The organism is Methylocaldum gracile (genome assembly GCF_053646815.1).
In genome coordinates this window covers 2,513,969-2,532,493 of record NZ_CM132196.1, presented here as the reverse complement: position 1 = coordinate 2,532,493, position 18,525 = coordinate 2,513,969, and the positions used below count along the sequence as shown (strand labels likewise).

The following is an 18,525-nucleotide window of genomic DNA, read 5'->3' as shown; positions in this document are numbered from 1 at the left end:
AATGACGGACCGGTGGCAACCGTCCCTATAAATGAAAATTAACCCGCCGTACCCCGGCGCCAGAAAAGGTGCAGTCTCATGGACTCCATTCACAGAAACCGTCTGAGTTCCGAAACCAGTCCCTATTTGCTGCAACATGCCGACAATCCGGTCGACTGGTACCCTTGGGGCGACGAGGCGCTCGAAAAAGCCCGCAAGGAAGACAAACCGATCTTGCTGTCCATCGGGTATTCGGCCTGCCACTGGTGCCACGTGATGGCTCATGAATCGTTCGAGGACGAGGCGACCGCGGCGGTGATGAACGAGCTGTTCGTCAACATCAAGGTGGATCGCGAGGAACGGCCGGATTTGGACAAGATCTATCAGCTAGCGCATCAAATTATCGCCCGCCGTCCCGGCGGCTGGCCGCTGACCATGTTTCTCAATCCGCACAATCAGTTACCGTTCTTCGGCGGCACCTATTTCCCGAATACCGCTCGCTATCAGTTACCGGCATTCCGTTCCTTGCTGGCCCAGGTTGCCGAATACTATCGCCGACACAAACAAGATCTCGAGGACCACGGCAAGTCTTTTGCCGACATCCTGCAATCCATTAGACAAGCAGAAGGCTCGGAAGCTCCGGATGCCGGTGTCCTTATCCGGGCGGAGCGCGAGTTGGAAGCCAATTTCGACAGCGTCAACGGCGGATTCGGCGATGCGCCGAAGTTTCCCCAATTGTCCAATCTCGAATTTCTGCTGCGTTTATGGGGCCAGAACCCGAACGAGCATGCATCCGCTCTTCGCATGGTGACGACGACGCTTACCAAGATGGCGGAAGGCGGGATTTACGATCACATCGGCGGCGGGTTCGCCCGCTATTCGGTAGACACCGCTTGGGAAATTCCCCATTTCGAGAAAATGCTGTACGACAACGGCGTTTTTTTGTCTCTGTATGCCGAGGCTTGGCGAGCGACCCAAGATCCTTTGTTCCGGAAGGTCTCGGAGGAGACGGCGGAATGGGCCGTACGGGAGATGCAATCGCCTGAAGGCGGTTTCTATTCGAGTCTGGACGCGGATTCCGAGGGTGAGGAAGGCAAGTATTACGTTTGGAATCGGGCGGAAATAAAAGACCTTCTTTCGTCCGAGGAATATGCGGTCGTGGAGCTCCATTACGGTCTGGATCGAAGCCCCAATTTCGAGGGCCATTGGCATCTGCACGTGGAAACGCCGCTTCGGGAGGTGGCCGCCCGTTTGGGCATCGATCAGGCGGAAGCCGAACGCCGACTGGCATCCGCGCGCGCTACCCTATTCCAGGCTCGCGAAAAGCGGATCACGCCGGGACGCGACGACAAGGTGCTGACGGCCTGGAACGGCTTGATGATCAAGGGACTGGCTTCCGCCGGCCGGTTGCTGGAGCGGAAGGATTGGATCGACGCGGCGGACCGGGCCTTCGAGTTTCTGCGCCGGGAGCTATGTGTCGAGGAAAGCCGGCTGCTGGCGACTTACAAGGATGGCAGAGCCCATTTGAATGGGTATTTGGACGACTACGCGTTTCTGCTCGACGCCGGTCTGGAACTCCTGCAATGCGAGTGGCGAACGGAGCGCCTCGATTGGCTCTCGAAGCTGGCCGACCAGCTTCTCGCCCGTTTCGAAGACCGGGAACAAGGCGGATTTTTCTTCACCTCGGACGATCACGAAGAACTGATCCAGCGGCCGAAAACGCTCATGGATGAATCGATGTCTTCGGGTAACGGCGTTGCTGCGCTGGCGTTGCTGCGCCTCGGCCATTTGGTGGGCGAGTACCGCTACACCGAAGCCGCTGAACGTACGCTGCGGGCCGCGATGCCGTCGGTGCGCCAATATCCCCATGCCCACGGTGCCTTGCTGAATGCCATGCTGGATTGGCTATATCCGCCGCAATTCATCGTGCTGCGAGGAAGGCCGGAAGCTTTTCGGCCGTGGATCGATGCGGTCCGTGATGCGCCGGCTGCCGGCGCGCAGCGCCTGGTGTTCGCGATACCCGCCGAGGAAAAGTCCTTGTCCGGCACTTTGGCCGAACGCAAGGCGGAGACGGGGGAAATTGCTTATGCGTGTTCGGGCATGACATGCCTCGCACCGATCCGCGCCTTGCCGGAGTTCAGGGATTTTCTGAGAACGTCTATCGGGACGACGTTATAGAGCGGGCTGGGTCTAATCGGATATGGTTTTTTGCTGGTGGACGAGCATTGTGTAGGTCGGCGATCCCTTGCCGACGGAGTTGCATGTCGGGACGCTGCGTCGGGAAAGGATTCCCGACCTACCTCGCGGTGCCGGTTCGTAGGTCGGCAATCCTTTGCCGACAGGCCGGCTTGGCCAGGGACTTTATCGGCAAGGGATTGCCGACCTACCTCGGGCGCTACGCCAAACCGGAACATGCTCTCTAGCACGCCCTTGCGTGGACCCGGCGCCAAACTTATCGGGAGTGTGTCATAAGCACGTTTTCGTCAAGTGAAGAAAATTAGGAGCAACCCCCATACCGTTTCATCGATTGCCGAGCTCAAGCCGGGGTCCTCCGCTGTCTATCGGCCCGATGCCGAGACGGAATCGCCGGTGGAGGAGCGGCTTTACGTTCGAGGGGATGAATTTTTCATCGATCTGGTGCGCGACATCAACGCGGCCGTCCGGGAGGTTCAGCTCGAGACCTATATTTTCGAACTGGACGCCGTCGGGCGCGCCTTCATTGCCGCGATGAGCCATGCCCATCAGCGGGGTGTCAGAGTCCGCTTCCTGGTGGATGGCGTGGGACTGCCGCTTGCCGGAGGCCGCTTGCTCGCCGCGCTCGAGGAGTCGGGATTTCCGTTCCGGATATTCCATCCGATTCCGTGGTTTTTCCGTCATTGGCGGCACATGGCGGGTGGCCGGGCGGTGCCGCCGCGATTCTTGCAGCTATTGACCCGGCTCAACAACCGCAATCACCGGAAGGTCTGCACAATAGATCGAAGGATCGCCTGGATCGGCAGTTTCAATGTCTCCGCGCTACATCTTCCGGTCGCGCACGGCGGAGAAGAATGGAGGGACACGGCGGTTCGCATCGAGAACATCTACACCCGACCGCTAGAGCAGGCATTCCGGCGCGCCTGGAATCCTTGGCGCTGGCATCCTCTCCGGCACCGAACGTCACTGCGGTCTCCCTTCCGTCTGAACGACACCCGGCGCCAGCGCCGCGCGCGCACGAGGGAGCTCTTGCGGCGGATCGGCCGAAGCAAGCGGCGAATCTGGATCACCAACGCGTATTTCGTTCCGGACGAGCGTCTTCTTCACGAGATTAACCGAGCCGCGAAGCGAGGGGTCGACGTTCGCATCATTCTCCCGTCGATATCCGACATCTTTTTCATGCCATGGACCTCGGCGACGTTCTACGGCAGTCTGCTGGATCACGGGGTGAAAATTTACGAGTATCAGCCGGGCGTTCTGCACGCCAAGACCATCATTATCGACGAGTGGATGACGGTGGGTTCGAGCAATATGAATTCGCGGAGTCTACGGCACGATCTGGAAGTCGATTACGTGCTGCGTCAAGCCGGTACGAAGGCAGCCCTGGCGTCTGCGTTTCTAAGGGATTTGAAGCACTCCAAGGAAATATCGCCCGAGGCTTACCCGAACCGGCCGTTATGGCAGCGCTTTCTGGCGCATTTGGTTCTGTTCGCGAAGTATTGGATTTGAAAGGGCAGTCGTCGGCAAAGGATTGCCGACCTACGTCTGCGCCGCCAAGTAGGTCGGGAATCCTTTCCCGACGCAGCGTCCCGACATGCGGCTCCGTCGGCAAGGGATTGCCGACCTACGAACCGGCACCGCGAGGTGGGTCGGGAATCCCTTGCCGACGCAACGGGTTCGTCGGCAAGGGACTGCCGACCTATATCTACACCTGTAGGGTGCAGCGGGTGGACGAACCGCACCGATCACGACCGGCGAGATTCCTCGTCGCAGAAAATTGGTCGGCGCGTTCCGCGCACTTCCCGGAGCCGGGCTTACACGCTTCCGTAGCGAGCGGCTTATTCCTCTGAACGTACCTTAAGCCATTCGGCGATCGCCGGCGGGATGTCCTTCTGCGAGCGGCTGCTGACGTAGATCCCGATGTGGCCGCCCTTGAAAACGATCGTGCCGTAATCCTTGGTGCCGACGTATTTCTCCAAAGGAATGGAAGCCGACGGCGGAACGAGATGGTCTTCGGTGGCGTAGACATTCAGCACCGGCATCTTGATCTGCTTGAGATCGATGGTCCGCCCGCCGATTTTCAAGGTTCCCTTGATCAACCGGTTTTCCTGATAGAAGCATTTGATGAACTGCCGGAACAGTTCGCCGGGCTGATCCGGACTATCGAAAATCCACTTCTCCATGCGCAGGAAATTCTTGAGGCGGTCCTCGTCCTCCAGAATGTCTGCCATATCCACGTATTTCTGGCCGGTCAGCCGGAACGGCTTCAAGGACAGGAAGCTCCAGTTGAGCAACTCGCCGGGAATATTCCCCAGGGTATCGACCATGAGGTCCACATCGAGATCGCGATACCAGTGGCTCAATGTGTTGTCCGGCGTGTGGAAGTCGACCGGGGTCACCATGGTGATCAAATTGCGCACCCTTTCGGGGTGCAGGGCCGTATAGCACAGGCTCAGGGTGCCGCCTTGGCAGATCCCGAGCACGTTGATGCTGGGCAGGTCGTGCTGTTTGCAGACGAAATCGACACACCGGCGTATGTACCGGTTGACGTAGTCCTCCAGGTCGAGAAACCGGTCGGCTCCATCGGGATAACCCCAATCGATCAGGTAAACGTCGACGCCTTGATCGAGCAACCCGCGGATGATGGAACGGTCTTCCTGAAGATCCGTCATGTAAGGACGGTTCACCAAGGCATAAACGATCAGCAGCGGAATGGTCGAGACTTGTTCCCGCCGCGGGCGATAACGGTAAAGAACGAGTTTGTCCTCCCGGTAAACCGGATCCTTGGGGCTCGCTTCCACGTCGACTCGGCCGATCTTGCTGAGCGTGGTCATCCCGTTCGCGATTCGGCGGTTGAATTCAAAAAGCTCTTGAGTAATCTGTTCCGGGCGTAGCATCGCTCGCTCCTCGATAACTTAGGTAGATGTCTTGGCCCTCGTTCTGCGTGGCGCGCTGGGTGTTTCGCTCTTTTCGCCTCGCGCTTGCCCGCGCAGGTTTTCCAACTCGCGTTGCAAGGCCGAAACTTCGGCCCGAAGCTCCAGTACGCCGGATTCCTCCAGCGTCTGTTCCAACTGCCAAACCCGCCGCTGCAACTGGTGAACGCGGCGGTGACTGGTGTCCAGCTCGCGGCGCGTCGGCATGTTGAATGCGCTGAGGGTCTCCTCGACCATCTTCTGTTCCTGGCGTTTTACGGCAAAGACAGCGTTGGTCAACAGGGTTTGAGCCTGGGTGAATTCATCCGAAGTCGATATATCGGTGTAGGCCTGTTCGCTACAGTCGATCCACAAGTTGTAAAGGGCGCGCAGACTGTCGAACGATTCTCTTTTTTGGGCTTTTTCGTAAAGCTCGTTGGCGAACAGATCGATGGCTTTCGCCGTTATTCCCGAAAGGGACAGAGCATACGCCTGGAGAGCCTGATAATAATCGAGCCATAGCAAGCCCCAGCGTTGCAGCTCTTCCTGCCATTCGCGGGTATAGCCGATGGTCGGCATCGACAGGAGGCCAACCATGCCCTGGTGCAAGGTTTCCGGGCCGTATGGGGAGCCGAATCCGCGTACCGCCTTCTCCATGTCGCCCGGCAAGATCGAGAACGCCGAGCAGACGCGGCGCCAGTTGTCCAAAGGCATGCCCCAGAAGGTGGCGAACCCGGACCAGGGATCCTTGGCGGCCCGAAGCTGCTCCCCGAATTGTTCGTGCATCTGCCTGACGCTGCGGCTGAGCGCATCCCACTGGCTTTCCGCGCCTTGAGCGGCACCGTAGCTGTTGGAAAGAATCTTCCACAATCCCTCTCCCATGCGGAAATAGGCTTTATTGGCGTCCAGCAGCTTTCCGATCGATTCGCGGGAGTGTCCCGGTATCAGGGGCATCCAAAAGGTGCCCCATAGATCGAAAAGGCGTGACCACGGATCGGCTGGCGCTTTCTCATCCGTCGCCCCGGGTTTGGATTCGAAGGTTTGCCGCGAAAGTTCGAGCCAGAGATCCCAGCTCTTCCGTTGCGTAGCGATCCAGAAATCGCCCCAGTCGAACGGGCCGGGTCCAGCTTCCGGCCCTGCTCCCTCGGAAGCCGCTCGAGGTTCTTCGATCGCCTTACGGGAAAGATCGGACCACGACTCCCAGTACTTGCGTTGCGTGTCTAGCCAGAGACGAGCCCAGGCATCCACTGGGGAGGAAGATTGATCAGTCATTCGAGTCTCCGTTGGTCGGATTTGTTACGGCATGACGCCGTGTCGATACTATACCAGATCAATGTTGCGACGCAGCATTGTAAACCGGAGGTGAACCGCTTGTTTCCTCGCGGCGAAGACGTGATCGAAGCGTTTCGTTTTCGATACGCATAAATACATCTGGTCTGTCGTTTGCCAGTACGAAAATCGTCATTCAAAGACATCCGACCTGTGTTTCGCAGGCACGGTTCCCGAATCGGATCACTATTACTTTTTACACATCAATGCTCTTGCTGAATGTAAGTATTCCGGCCTATTGATCGGCTTGTCCCGCTCCGGTATGGTGCAGTGCACCACTGATACTGCCGGATTCCCAGTGTGTTTAAACCCTTGTTAAGGAGCTTGTGATGAACACTCGTCAAATGTGCGATCAATGGTTCGAGATCAACCGCGCGGCGTTCGATCCGTTGATGCGTTGGAACGAAATCGCCCTTCAGGCGGCCGAAAGGATGGCCGGTAATCGGCAAGTTTACGATCAATGGTTCGAGATGAACCGTATAGCGGTCGACCCGTTCATGCGGTGGAACGAGATTGCGTTACAGGCCGTCGAGAAAGTCGCCAAATGCAATTTGGCCATGGCTCAGGACTATTTGGAGATGGGAACGCGCCAGGCGCAATTGAATTGCGAAACGAGAGATCCCGACAAATGGAAGGACGGGGAACGGAAACTGATTTCCGAATTCGGTCAAAAGATCGCGGACCACGCAGGAGACTATCTGCGAGTGGCGAAGGAAACCCAGGACGCATTCAACGAGTGGGCCAATCAGACCGCGAAAGAAACCGCGGAGAGAGCGGCGCGCGCGGCGGAAACCACGGCGCGCGCCGGCGGCGAGACAGCCAAAGCCGCGGCCGGCGCCGAAGGGCAACAGGCGCCGCGAGGAGCTCAGAAAGGATGAGCGACGGTTCGGATTGAGCGCATTTCCATCAGACCGTAAGGCGACGGGCCGGTTGTCCGCCCTCCGACACCGGCCCTTTCCTATTTCAAAATTCAGTCTCAACAAGAGGTCAATCAATGCAAGATGTAGTAATCGTAGGCGCCGTGCGTACGGCGATCGGTAAATTCGGCGGCACTCTCGCCAATATTCCGGCCGTACATCTCGGAGCCAAGCTCGTCCTGGATCTGCTTTCCAAAACCGGCCTCGAGCCGCAGCAGATCGACGAAGTCATCATGGGACAGGTGCTCACCGCCGGTACCGGGCAAAATTCGGCCCGACAAACGGCGATCAAGGCCAATCTTCCGGTCGAAGTGTCGGCCACCACGATCAACAAAGTATGCGGGAGCGGCCTCAAGGCGGTACAACTGGCCGTGCAGTCGATCCAGTGCGGGGACTCGGAAATCGTGATTGCGGGCGGTCAGGAGAACATGAGCGCGGCCCCTCACCTGCTGCCCAATTCGCGCAACGGAGTCAAAATGGGCGACTGGACGCTCATCGACAGCATGATCGTGGACGGGCTTTGGGATGCCTTCCACGACTGCCACATGGGCTGCACCGCGGAAAATATCGTCGATCAGTACGGAATATCCCGGGAAGAACAGGATGCTTTCGCCGCCGCCTCCCAGCAAAAGACGGAAGCCGCGCAAAAGGCGGGGAAATTCCGGGACGAGATCGTGCCGATCGAAGTTCCGCAGCCCAAAGGTCCGGCCATCGTGTTCGATACCGATGAATTTCCGCGTGCGGGCACCACCGCCGAAGCGCTGGCAAAGCTGAAACCCGCCTTTCGGCCGAACGGTACCGTCACGCCGGGCAACTCGTCCGGTATCAACGACGGGGCGGCTGCGGTGCTGGTGATGTCCGCGCATATGGCCGAGCGATACGGTTTGAAGCCTTTGGCCCGTATCGCGGCCTTCGGCACCGCGGGTGTCGAGCCGGCGATCATGGGAACCGGTCCGATTTCGGCGACGCGGCGTTGTCTCAACCGGGCCGGATGGACCATCGATGATCTCGATTTGATCGAAGCGAACGAAGCTTTCGCGGCCCAGGCGATCGCGGTCAACCGCGAACTTGGATGGGATACCGACAAGCTCAACGTCAACGGCGGCGCCATAGCGCTCGGGCACCCGATCGGCGCGTCCGGCGCGAGGATTCTGGTCACCCTGTTGCACGAAATGCGCCGCCGCGACGTACACAAAGGCGCCGCCACGCTTTGCATCGGCGGAGGTCAGGGCATCGCCGTCGCCGTGGAGCGGTAGACGGAGATTGGAGGTCGATAAGCCATATCGGCTTTGTCAGGATTTGTACAACTGCTGGGAGAAGCCGGACCTGAGCACATTTGTCGGCAAGGGATTGCCGACCTACGATTTTCATAATTTGTAGGCCGGGGCAAGGGGGCAGCCGATCCCGGCATTTCCGAATGGTTCGGTCCGGCCCGGCCCAGCTTTATACCTAGCACGGAGGATTTTCTCATGAATGGACGAGTGGCCGTCGTAACCGGGGGAACCGGAACTATCGGCACCGAAATATGCAGGCACCTGGCCGCGATGCCTAGCCGCGTCGTTGCCCTTTGCCGTCCGCGGGCGCTAGACTGTATCACCGACGCGTGGGAAGCGGCGCGCAAGAGCGAAGGCTACGAGATGCACGCCATGGAATGCGATGTCACGGATTTCGGGCACACCACTGCCGTGTTCGAAGACATCGCGCGCAAGTACGGCGGGGTAGACGTTCTCGTCAATGCCGCAGGCGTCACAAGCGACGCAACCTTGCGCAGAATGACGCCCGAGCAGTGGCATACGGTGCTCCGTACCAATCTCGACGGCGTGTTCAACACCACGCGCTGCATCATCGAAGGAATGCAGGATCGCGGCTTCGGCCGCATCATCAACATCTCCTCGGTGAACGGCCAAAAGGGCCAGTTCGGCCAGGCGAACTATGCCGCCAGCAAGGCCGGAATTCACGGGTTCACGATGTCCGTCGCTCGCGAAGTCGCGAAAAAGGGAGTTACCGTAAACACGGTATCGCCGGGTTATATCGAATCGCCGATGATCATGAGCGTCCCGGAAGAGCATCGCGCTAAAATCCTGGCGGAAATCCCGGTCGGCCGGTTCGGTCGGCCCTCGGAAGTCGCCCGGCTGATAAGCTTTTTGGCGGGTGATGAGGCTGGATTCATCACGGGAGCCGATTTCTCGATCAACGGCGGCCAACATATGGGGTAGGCCGCATGACAACCCCGGAATATGAGCAACGCATACAACGAACGCATCATCAAGAAATATCCCAACCGGCGCCTATACGACACGGCCATCAGTAAATACGTTACGTTTGGGGACATCCGTGGACTCGTAAGAGACGCTATCAAGTTCCGGGTGGTGGACGCGAAAACCGACGAGGACATCACCCGGAGCACTCTCTTGCAGCTGATCCTGGAAGAAGAGGAAAAAGGCCAGCCGATCTTCACCACCGAGATTCTGGAACAGATCATCCGGACCTACGGCAATGCGATGCAAGGCTTCATGACGGCCTATCTCAAGGAAAGCATGGATGTCTTTCTAAAGCAGCAAAAGCTGATGCAGGCCCAGATGGCAAATCTGATCAAGAACGCTCCCTTGTCCGTGTTTACGGAGTTGACCCGGCAGAACCTGAAGCTTTGGCAAACAATGCAGGACGGCTTTTTCTCGGCATACGGACTTGATAAAGCGAGCGGGACTAACGATGGAAAGGACGAAGAAAAGAAACGCCCTTACCCTCTTCCAGAGGGAGAGGGGACTAAAGGCGATTCGGCGTAAGTCCTTTACGGTATGGCTCGTGGCAATGCGCGCCTAACCCACCCTACAGCGGTAGGTCGGCCATCCCTTGCCGACAAACCGGTCACCCGTCAGCCGATCCACACGCTCTTGATATTGGTAAATTCCCGCAACCCGTAAATACTCAGTTCCCGCCCGTAGCCCGAATCCTTCACGCCGCCGAAAGGCATGCGCGGATCGCTCTTGACCATGCCATTAACGAAAGCGGCGCCGCATTGGAGTCGCCGCGCAAAGTCTTCGCCCCTGGCCCGATCGCGTGTCCAAACCGATGCGCCGAGGCCGTAGCGATGCCGGTTTGCGATTTCAAGCGCTTCCTTCTCATCGCTCGCCCGCAACACCACGGCGACCGGTCCGAACAGCTCTTCCTCGTATGCCGGCATTCCGGGTTGTACCCGATCCAAGATCGAGGGCCGGTAAAAATAACCCGGTCCTTCGATCGGCTCGGAGCCTGAAAGAATGACCGCTCCCTGCCGAACGGATTCGATGACCGCGCGATGGACTCCATCGCGGAGATCGCTCCTCGCCATCGGGCCGATCTGGGTTTCTTCCCGTGCAGGGTCGCCGATCGCCAGCGCGTCGACTTTTGATTTGAGCAACGCCAGGAATTCATCCGCGATGGATTCGGCCAGAATGAAGCGCTTGGCCGCGATACAGCTTTGGCCGCAATTTTGGAACCGCGCGGTTACCGCGGTCGTCGCGGCGAGTTCCAGGTCGGCGTCGGCCAGAACGACGAAGGGGTCCGAGCCTCCGAGTTCCAGAACCGTCTTCTTGAGGCTTTTTCCGGCCAAAGCCGCTATCCGCCGTCCCGCCAGTTCGCTCCCGGTCAGGCTGATCGCATGAACTCGCTTATCTTCGATGACTTTTTCGCTTTGGGCGTGAGAGATTCTGAGCCACTGAAAGACGCCGGGCGGTACTCCCGACTCCAGGAAAACCTCCTCGATCGCTTCGGCGCACTGGGGTACGTTGGAAGCGTGCTTCAGCAGGGCGCAGTTGCCCGCCGCCAGTACCGGCACGGCGAACCGGAATACCTGCCAGAAAGGAAAATTCCAGGGCATGATGCCCATCACTGTTCCGAGGGGCTGAAATGCCACGTAACTTCGGCTTGCGTCGGTCTCGACCGGTTCGTCGTGCAAAAAACTTTCGGCATTTTTAGCGAAGAACTCGCAGACCCACGCGCATTTTTCGATTTCGGCGCGCGCCTCGCGAATCGGTTTTCCCATTTCGAGGGTGATTTGCGCGGCATAAGAGTCCGAACGGTTTCGCAGCGCGGCGGCGACTTTTTCCAGCCGTTCGCAGCGGTCGGCGATTCGAGTCGATTGCCAGGCCGGCGATGCGTCCGCCGTCAGTCGCAAAGCCTGTTCGAGTTCGCTGTCGGTCCACGAGGCATAGCGCTTGATCATCTCGCCAGTTGTCGGGTTGATGCTTGTGAAGTCCATCGTTCTCCTCGCTGATAGGGAGTGAGAGCGGCGTGTTATCCAAAGGCTCTTGGAATTCGCACGCCTAATTCGGGATTTGTCCCAGTATTGGACCAGCGGTATGCGCGAGAGTTATGGCCTACGGCTAGGCCGGAAACGTCTCGCTCATTCCGGTCTTCTGGCGAGTCAGACACGTTTTTGGTAACGGATCGGTGACTGGGTTCTGTAGGCCGCGATAAGGGGCCAGGTGCTGTAGGTCGGCAATCCTTTGCCGACGCCGGGAAGGAATTCTCGGCCTGCGGCATCCAGTGGATGCTACGCCAAACCGGAAAAGTTCTAGAGCAGGACCGCCGTAAACAAGTCTCCGGCGAACCGCGGTTACTGGACCAAAGCCAAGAGAACGCCGGCCGCCACCGCCGAACCGATGACTCCGGCCACGTTCGGCCCCATGGCGTGCATGAGCAGGAAGTTGTACGGATTACTCTCCTGCCCGACCTTGTTGGCTACCCTAGCGGACATCGGCACCGCCGAAACGCCGGCCGCGCCGATGAGAGGATTGACCTTGTTTTCGCTGAACTTATTCATCATCTTCGCCATGAGCACACCGGACGCGGTGCCGAAGCTGAAGGCGATGGCTCCGAGTACCAGAATGCCCAAGGTTTCCGGCCGCAAGAACTGCGCCGCGCTCAGTTTCGATCCGACCGAAAGCCCCAGAAAGATCGTGACGATATTGATCAGCTCGTTCTGTGCAGTCTTGCTCAAACGCTCGACGACGCCGCATTCGCGCATCAGATTGCCCAGGCAGAACATACCGATCAAAGGCGCGGCCGATGGCAGCAACATCGCGGTGAGGATCAGCAAGACCACCGGAAAAATGATCTTTTCCTTGCGGCTGACGATCCGAAGCTGCGCCATCTCGATCAAGCGCTCCTCGGACGTCGTCAAGGCGCGCATGATCGGCGGCTGAATCAGGGGCACCAAAGCCATGTAGGAATAAGCCGCCACCGCGATCGCGCCCAATAGTTCCGGCGCAAGCTTGGAGGCGACGTAAATCGCCGTGGGCCCGTCCGCTCCGCCGATGATGGCGATGGCTGCGGCATCCTTGAAAGAAAAGGTGAGGCCCGGAACCAGGTTCAGCGCCAATGCCCCGAACAAGGTTCCGAAGATGCCGAATTGCGCGGCCGCTCCCAAGAGCAGGGTCTTGGGGTTCGCCAGCATGGGCCCGAAGTCGGTCATCGCGCCGACGCCCATGAAGATGAGCAGTGGGAAAATTCCCGTTTTAATGCCGTAGTAAAGATACGACAGCAGCCCCCCCTCCTCTGCGATACCGGCTACCGGAATATTGCTCAACACGGCGCCGAATCCGATGGGAAGCAGGAGCAGCGGCTCGAAACCCTTGCGAATAGCCAGGAAAATCAGGAGAAAGCCGACGCCCATCATGAGCACCTGCCCAATCTGGAAATTGGACAATCCGGTGCTTTGCCAAAGCTGGATGAAACCCTCCATCGGTTACCTCATCCCAGGGTCAGCAAGACATCGTTGGCCGCGACGGTATCGCCGACCTTGACCGCGATGTGGCCCACCGTTCCGCCTACACGCGTGCGAACCTCGGTTTCCATCTTCATGGCTTCCATCACCACCACGACCTCGCTTTCCGTAACGGTCTGGCCTTCCTTGACGTTGATCCGAAGAATATGCCCGGCCATAGGTGCCTTCACCGCTTCCCCCGTACCGATGCGAACGGCGGGCTGCACAGCCGACCCCGCGACAGGTTGCACCGACGTGATGGCGCCTCCCGGAGCGACCTCGACGTGATAAACCCTGCCGTTGACCGTGACGGTATAGGCCTTGGCCCCGTCCGAGAATGCCGCCGCCTGCGTAACTTCGGCTCTCGGAGCTTCGGACTTCGGAGTCTCTTCTGTTCCCGGCGCCGGCTCGAAAGCCGAAGGATTGCCGCGGTTCTGAAGGAAGCGCCAACCGATCTGGGGAAACAGCGCGTAAGTCAGCACGTCGTCCACTTCGTTTTCCGCCAGCTTGACCTTGTGCTCGGCAGCCATTTTCCTGAGTTCCGCCGTCAGCTTGTCCATTTCGGGCTCCAGCAGGTCCGCCGGCCGGCAAGTGATCGGCTCGGAACCTTCGAGCACCCGCTGTTGTAACTCTCTATTTACCGGAGCGGGCGTCGCCCCGTATTCGCCCCTGAGCACGCCGGCGGTTTCCTTGGCAATCGTTTTGTAGCGCTCGCCCGACAGCACATTGATCACGGCCTGGGTTCCGACGATCTGCGAGGTCGGCGTAACCAGCGGAATGAAGCCCAAATCTTCGCGAACCCGTGGAATCTCTTCCAGCACCTCGTCGAATCGGTCCAAAGCCCCCTGCTCTTTCAACTGGCTTTCCATGTTGGTCAACATGCCGCCGGGAACTTGCGCCACCAGGATGCGGCTGTCGACGCCTTTCAGGCTGCCCTCGAACTTGGCGTATTTCTTCCGGACCTCGCGGAAATAAGCGGCAATCTCTTCAAGAAGGCGCAGATCCAGACCGGTGTCCCGCTTATGCCCCTGATAGGTCGCCACGATGGCTTCGGTGGGGCTGTGGCCGTAGGTCATGCTCATCGACGAGATCGCGGTGTCAACATTATCGATGCCGGCTTCCACCGCCTTGACGATGGCAGCGGTGCTGAGCCCGGTCGTCGCATGACACTGCATGTGAATCGGAACCTTGACGGCCTTTTTCAGCTTCTTGATCAGTTCCTCGGCTACATAAGGCTTCAAGAGTCCGGCCATGTCCTTGATGCAGATGGAGTGCGCACCCATGTCCTCCAGGCGTTTCGCCAAATCGACCCACATCGGGATGGTGTGCACCGGGCTCACGGTGTAAGAGATGGTGCCCTGGGCGTGCTTGCCCGCATTGATCGTCGCTTTGATGGCTCTTTCGAAATTGCGCAGGTCGTTCAACGCGTCGAAGATGCGGAACACGTCCACGCCGTTTTCCGCCGCCCGCTCGACGAACTTGTCCACCACGTCGTCGGCGTAATGACGATAGCCGAGCAGGTTCTGCCCGCGCAGCAGCATTTGCAGTCGGGTACGAGGCAGCGCCTTTTTGAGCGCGCGCAAACGCTCCCACGGGTCTTCGCCCAAATAACGAATGCAGGCGTCGAAGGTCGCTCCCCCCCAGCTTTCGAGCGACCAGAAACCGACTTGATCCAACTTGTCGCAAATCGGCAGCATGTCCTCGAGCCGCAAACGGGTAGCCAACAGGGACTGATGCGCGTCGCGCAGAACGACGTCGGTTATGCCTAAGGGGTTAGCCATGGAACAAACTCCTAAGTTCTTCTCTGTATGTTATTGATTCTGGTACCGGTGAATGGCCGCCGTTATGGCGGCTACGATTTCGGATTGATCCGACTCGACATCCGGGGCCTGGACAGAAGCGCCTGGAGCGTGTTCCGGTTCGGGTACGTAGCGATTGAGCAATTTCGATGTAATACCGATTACCCAGACCAGCAACGCTAAAAAGAGATACACGATCGTCATGCCGATCAGCATGAGCTTGATACCGGAAAGCAGCAATTCGGCTATTGAATATTCCATGTCTCGCAAAAGCTTTGAGCAAACGGACGAATGATAATGTGCAAACCGGCGAAAGTCGAACGGGATTGTCACGGAATTGCAGCAACTCCCGAGTCCCGGAGCGCTTGACTGCACAGGGATACTCGGCCTTGCGAGCGAGGCGGGCTCGGGTGAGATTAATTCGCCGTAGGGCCGGCAGAACCGCCGCCGACGGCTTTCCGATTGCTACGAGAACTACGGATTTCGGCCATGGCCCTATCGGTCGCGCCGACCGAGTGCTATCGGCAGAGGTTGCTTGAACCCTGGTACCCTGCCCCGCTCGTCCTCCGGCCAGGAATTCCGGTTTAGACAGTTTGGATTATTTCGCCAGAGCCTTGCCGGAATGCGGTTTACCGTGGGTATGAACTGCCTTGTCGGAACCGGGTTTGCCGTGGGTATGCGCAGTTTCGTCGGAGGCCGGTTTGTCATGGGCATGCGCAGTTTCGTCGGAGGGCGGTTCGTCATGGATATGCACGGCCTCCTCGGAATCCGGTTCGCGATGAGCATCCAAAGCCATGTCCGAGCCGGCTGGGCGATGCTCGTGGCCATCGTGATGATGATGGTCGTCTGCGACCTGTAGGCTTTTTACCCCGACACCGTGCTGGTAGACCATCAATCCTCCCAAGTCCGCGGCAAAAACGATGCCGGCGAGGACGATCGCTCCCAGGAACAAGTGTAAAGTCTGGGCCATGGCGGAAAATCGTTCTCTACTGAAGAGGCGCCAAATGGCCAGGGCCGATGACAAACCTGCCACTGTCAATCCCAGCCTTTCATGCCATTCCATGATGTCGTGTACGGCGCTGCCGTGGGGAACGGTGTCTTCCGCGATCAATCCGGCAACGGCGGCCGCAATGGCTCCCAATGTTCCCAAATAAAGCATCCAGCTTGCGGCGTTTCGGAGTCCCGGTTGCCTCAGCACCACGCCTATGAGCTCGAGCAGAAAAAAACCGGTCAGAAAAGCGATCGGAAAGTGGACAATTAGCGGGTGCCAATTGGTTCCCAGCGCCTCGATGCCGGCAAACGGATTGCCGGAAGATCCGGACTCGAGCGTCCGAGACACGGTGTCGAGCGCGCTCTCGACAACCATTAGGAATCCGCCGCCATTTCCGTCGCCGGCTCCGTGCACGGCGGGGGATATGAAGTGTCCGATCAAATCCGGACCTGGAAAATTGAACATGATCGCTTCCGAATACTGAGTTGAAGGTCAAATGGGGTCGTTGCCGAACTGTCGGAGACGTTTTCTTAGTCGCCCTTTCTTAAAACAAGTTTCGCAGAGAACGCCTGGAATCGAAACCTACCCCACTTTCGCTTCGTTTTTCCGTCCGCGATCTCCTTTCGATATGGAATCTGAAAAGCCTACACCGGGTATAACGTCGCGCTGGATCGCTCATCAGGTCAGGCCCGGCGCACCTGGGGCAATCAATGAACCGATGGCATACGTCACGATGCCGGCGATGCCGCCGATCAGCACCATGCGCAGACCGCCCAACAGAGCACTCCGGCCGGTGAAGAGACTCAAGCATGCCCCAATTGCAAACAAACTGGCTCCGGCTGAGAGACCCGCGATCTGAACGCCTCTATGCATGTCGAAACCCAGGAGAAACGGGATGAGCGGGATGCTCGCGCCCCCTGAAAATGCCAGAAAAGAGAACAACGCGGCGCCCCAGGGCGAACCCAAATCGTCCGGATTGACGCCCAGTTCCTCGCGCGCCAGAAGATCCAGGGCGTTTTCGGGGTCGCTCATCATCTGTCGGGTCGCGCGGCGCGCCTGCTGCAAACTCATGCCGCGGGCCGCATAAATGACCGCCAGCTCCTCGACTTCTTCTTCCGGGAACATCGCGAACTCCGCCCGTTCGAGATCGATCTGGTATTCGAACAACTCCCGCTGCGAGCGCATCGACACATACTCCCCCGCCGCCATGGACAAAGCGCCGGCCAACAAACCGGCGATGCCGGCCATCGCCACCACCCCGGTCCCCGTGCTCGCTCCGGCCATACCCAAGATCAAGCTGGTGTTCGACAACAGTCCGTCGTTGACGCCGAATACGGCCGCCCGCAGGTTGCCGCCGGCCACCCCTTTATGGCGCCGGCCTACATCTTCGGCGCTGGTGGGCATCGCATGGCGTGTCTCCAGCCCTTGGCCCGAATAGGCGGAAAGCCCCCGGATCTTCATGCTGGCCAGAACCGGGCGCAGGGCCTTCGGGCCGAACGCCCGAACCAGGCGGCCGATCAATCGGGCCCGCGGCGTCGGCTTGAAAGGCGGTAACGCGGAACCTTCCGCCTTCAAACGGCTCTCCCAAAGCGCGGCTTGAGTGTCGGCCTGTTCGGCGAGCTTGCGAAACAAACGCCGCATCCGGCGATTGTTCTCGGCGGCGGCGATCACGCGATACAACCAGGCTGATTGCTTTTCCTGAAACCAACTGTTGAGAAGGGACATGGGTCTGGAATGATGGGAATATCGGTGTGGGACGGGCGTCGGCGTAAAACCTTGTTCGTTGCACAGCCTCCATGGGCATAATACCGACTCTGAGGACGAGAAGACATCCGGGATGTATCTTCGTTTGAAGGCCGAGTCATCACTCGAGCTCAAGCCGGTCGATCGTCCCGATTTGAGTGCGGGATTCACAACAGGGAGACAAGAGCAATGAGCTTTACCGCAGACCAGATTCACGCCGGCCAGGCCGTCTATACCCGACCTATCCTGAAAATCTACGACCTTGCCGTGCTCGGGCTATCCAACCGACTGATTTGGAAGTGCCCAACTCAGCGACTCGTAGAGCATTACAACAAACACGTCACGGCGAATCATTTGGATGTCGGCGTCGGCACCGGCTATTTTGTGGATAAGTGCCGCTTTCCGATGCTGGTACCGCGCGTTGCACTGATGGACCTCAACGAGACCTCGCTGGATTTCGCCTCCCGGCGCATCGCCCGATATCAGCCGGAAACCTATGTCCGCAACGTCCTGGCACCCATATCCATCGACGAGCCGAAATTCGATTCGGTCGGGATCAATTACCTGCTCCACTGCCTTCCGGGGCCCATCGAATCCAAGGCGGTCGCTTTCGATCACCTCAAGGCGCTGATGAATCCCGGTGCGGTCCTGTTCGGTTCGACCCTGCTCCAGGGCGGCGTTCCGCGAAGTCGATTCGCGAAGCGCCTCATGGACATCTACAACAAGAAGGGAATCATGTCGAACGAGCACGACAGTCTGGACGGACTGAAGACGGCGCTCGGTCAAAGGTTTCGCGAGGTTTCCGTCGAGGTCGTCGGATGCGTGGCTCTTTTTTCAGGGCGCGCTTGGGGCTGATGGCGGTTGGCCATCTCTACCCTGGCGCGATGGGCAAGAAGGAGAGACCTAACTTCCGCCA

General features: G+C 58.7%; 15 protein-coding genes. 7 read left to right on the top strand and 8 right to left on the bottom strand.

Features of this window, described 5'->3' with window-relative positions; translation table 11 throughout:
• Positions 1-78 precede the first annotated feature (78 nt).
• Positions 79-2,157, top strand: coding sequence for a thioredoxin domain-containing protein (locus ACWJJK_RS11155; RefSeq protein WP_454129010.1), 2,079 nt, complete (start codon positions 79-81; stop codon positions 2,155-2,157).
• Positions 2,158-2,466: 309 nt separating this feature from the next.
• On the top strand, positions 2,467-3,681 hold the full coding sequence (locus ACWJJK_RS11150; protein WP_454129009.1) for a phospholipase D-like domain-containing protein: 1,215 nt from the start codon (positions 2,467-2,469) through the stop codon (positions 3,679-3,681).
• Positions 3,682-4,010: 329 nt separating this feature from the next.
• Here the strand turns inward: ACWJJK_RS11150 and phaC are convergent, their stop codons facing one another.
• Both phaC and phaE read right to left on the bottom strand, forming a co-directional pair.
• Positions 4,011-5,069 (bottom strand): class III poly(R)-hydroxyalkanoic acid synthase subunit PhaC, encoded by a 1,059-nt coding sequence (gene phaC / locus ACWJJK_RS11145; RefSeq protein WP_434151213.1) that lies wholly within the window; start codon positions 5,067-5,069, stop codon positions 4,011-4,013.
• Between the two features lie 18 nt (positions 5,070-5,087).
• Entirely contained in the window at positions 5,088-6,356 is a 1,269-nt protein-coding gene (gene phaE, locus ACWJJK_RS11140) for a class III poly(R)-hydroxyalkanoic acid synthase subunit PhaE (RefSeq protein WP_434112703.1), read from the bottom strand.
• A gap of 386 nt (positions 6,357-6,742) precedes the next feature.
• Between phaE and ACWJJK_RS11135 the strand changes: the two genes are divergently transcribed.
• The 4 genes from ACWJJK_RS11135 (at position 6,743) to phaR (ending at position 10,116) form a co-directional block, all read left to right on the top strand.
• Positions 6,743-7,291: a phasin family protein gene (locus ACWJJK_RS11135; protein ID WP_077732266.1), complete on the top strand. Its 549-nt coding sequence runs from the start codon at positions 6,743-6,745 to the stop codon at positions 7,289-7,291.
• Between the two features lie 116 nt (positions 7,292-7,407).
• Complete coding sequence (locus ACWJJK_RS11130; protein WP_086133389.1) at positions 7,408-8,586, top strand: acetyl-CoA C-acetyltransferase; 1,179 nt, start codon at positions 7,408-7,410, stop codon at positions 8,584-8,586.
• A 213-nt stretch (positions 8,587-8,799) separates the two neighbouring features.
• Positions 8,800-9,546 (top strand): acetoacetyl-CoA reductase, encoded by a 747-nt coding sequence (phbB, locus tag ACWJJK_RS11125; protein WP_077732264.1) that lies wholly within the window; start codon positions 8,800-8,802, stop codon positions 9,544-9,546.
• 21 nt (positions 9,547-9,567) lie between these two features.
• Complete coding sequence (gene phaR, locus ACWJJK_RS11120) at positions 9,568-10,116, top strand: polyhydroxyalkanoate synthesis repressor PhaR (RefSeq protein WP_133716061.1); 549 nt, start codon at positions 9,568-9,570, stop codon at positions 10,114-10,116.
• A gap of 89 nt (positions 10,117-10,205) precedes the next feature.
• Here phaR and ACWJJK_RS11115 read toward each other — a convergent pair whose 3' ends face one another.
• From ACWJJK_RS11115 to ACWJJK_RS11090, 6 genes are all read right to left on the bottom strand, one after another.
• Entirely contained in the window at positions 10,206-11,570 is a 1,365-nt protein-coding gene (locus tag ACWJJK_RS11115) for an NAD-dependent succinate-semialdehyde dehydrogenase (protein WP_210023965.1), read from the bottom strand.
• A gap of 357 nt (positions 11,571-11,927) precedes the next feature.
• Complete coding sequence (locus tag ACWJJK_RS11110) at positions 11,928-13,055, bottom strand: sodium ion-translocating decarboxylase subunit beta (RefSeq protein WP_077732261.1); 1,128 nt, start codon at positions 13,053-13,055, stop codon at positions 11,928-11,930.
• Positions 13,056-13,063: 8 nt separating this feature from the next.
• A complete protein-coding gene (oadA, locus tag ACWJJK_RS11105) occupies positions 13,064-14,857 on the bottom strand; it encodes a sodium-extruding oxaloacetate decarboxylase subunit alpha (RefSeq protein WP_210023966.1) in 1,794 nt (597 codons plus the stop codon).
• Positions 14,858-14,887: 30 nt separating this feature from the next.
• Positions 14,888-15,136: an OadG family protein gene (locus tag ACWJJK_RS11100; RefSeq protein ID WP_077732259.1), complete on the bottom strand. Its 249-nt coding sequence runs from the start codon at positions 15,134-15,136 to the stop codon at positions 14,888-14,890.
• A gap of 337 nt (positions 15,137-15,473) precedes the next feature.
• Entirely contained in the window at positions 15,474-16,331 is an 858-nt protein-coding gene (locus tag ACWJJK_RS11095) for a DUF2231 domain-containing protein (protein ID WP_210023967.1), read from the bottom strand.
• 213 nt (positions 16,332-16,544) lie between these two features.
• Positions 16,545-17,591 (bottom strand): VIT1/CCC1 transporter family protein, encoded by a 1,047-nt coding sequence (locus ACWJJK_RS11090; RefSeq protein WP_210023968.1) that lies wholly within the window; start codon positions 17,589-17,591, stop codon positions 16,545-16,547.
• A 207-nt stretch (positions 17,592-17,798) separates the two neighbouring features.
• Here ACWJJK_RS11090 and ACWJJK_RS11085 point away from each other — a divergent pair, with 207 nt between their 5' ends.
• Positions 17,799-18,464, top strand: coding sequence for a class I SAM-dependent methyltransferase (locus ACWJJK_RS11085; RefSeq protein ID WP_210023969.1), 666 nt, complete (start codon positions 17,799-17,801; stop codon positions 18,462-18,464).
• Positions 18,465-18,525: the final 61 nt, after the last annotated feature.

Excerpts from the sequence above, each read along its gene's own strand:
- ACWJJK_RS11155 (WP_454129010.1), top strand. The coding sequence starts at position 79 with ATGGACTCCATTCACAGAAACCGTCTGAGTTCCGAAACCAGTCCCTAT.
- phaC (WP_434151213.1), bottom strand. The coding sequence starts at position 5,069 with ATGCTACGCCCGGAACAGATTACTCAAGAGCTTTTTGAATTCAACCGC.
- phaE (WP_434112703.1), bottom strand. The coding sequence starts at position 6,356 with ATGACTGATCAATCTTCCTCCCCAGTGGATGCCTGGGCTCGTCTCTGG.
- ACWJJK_RS11135 (WP_077732266.1), top strand. The coding sequence starts at position 6,743 with ATGAACACTCGTCAAATGTGCGATCAATGGTTCGAGATCAACCGCGCG.
- ACWJJK_RS11130 (WP_086133389.1), top strand. The coding sequence starts at position 7,408 with ATGCAAGATGTAGTAATCGTAGGCGCCGTGCGTACGGCGATCGGTAAA.
- phbB (WP_077732264.1), top strand. The coding sequence starts at position 8,800 with ATGAATGGACGAGTGGCCGTCGTAACCGGGGGAACCGGAACTATCGGC.
- phaR (WP_133716061.1), top strand. The coding sequence starts at position 9,568 with ATGAGCAACGCATACAACGAACGCATCATCAAGAAATATCCCAACCGG.
- ACWJJK_RS11115 (WP_210023965.1), bottom strand. The coding sequence starts at position 11,570 with ATGGACTTCACAAGCATCAACCCGACAACTGGCGAGATGATCAAGCGC.
- ACWJJK_RS11110 (WP_077732261.1), bottom strand. The coding sequence starts at position 13,055 with ATGGAGGGTTTCATCCAGCTTTGGCAAAGCACCGGATTGTCCAATTTC.
- oadA (WP_210023966.1), bottom strand. The coding sequence starts at position 14,857 with ATGGCTAACCCCTTAGGCATAACCGACGTCGTTCTGCGCGACGCGCAT.
- ACWJJK_RS11100 (WP_077732259.1), bottom strand. The coding sequence starts at position 15,136 with ATGGAATATTCAATAGCCGAATTGCTGCTTTCCGGTATCAAGCTCATG.
- ACWJJK_RS11095 (WP_210023967.1), bottom strand. The coding sequence starts at position 16,331 with ATGTTCAATTTTCCAGGTCCGGATTTGATCGGACACTTCATATCCCCC.
- ACWJJK_RS11090 (WP_210023968.1), bottom strand. The coding sequence starts at position 17,591 with ATGTCCCTTCTCAACAGTTGGTTTCAGGAAAAGCAATCAGCCTGGTTG.
- ACWJJK_RS11085 (WP_210023969.1), top strand. The coding sequence starts at position 17,799 with ATGAGCTTTACCGCAGACCAGATTCACGCCGGCCAGGCCGTCTATACC.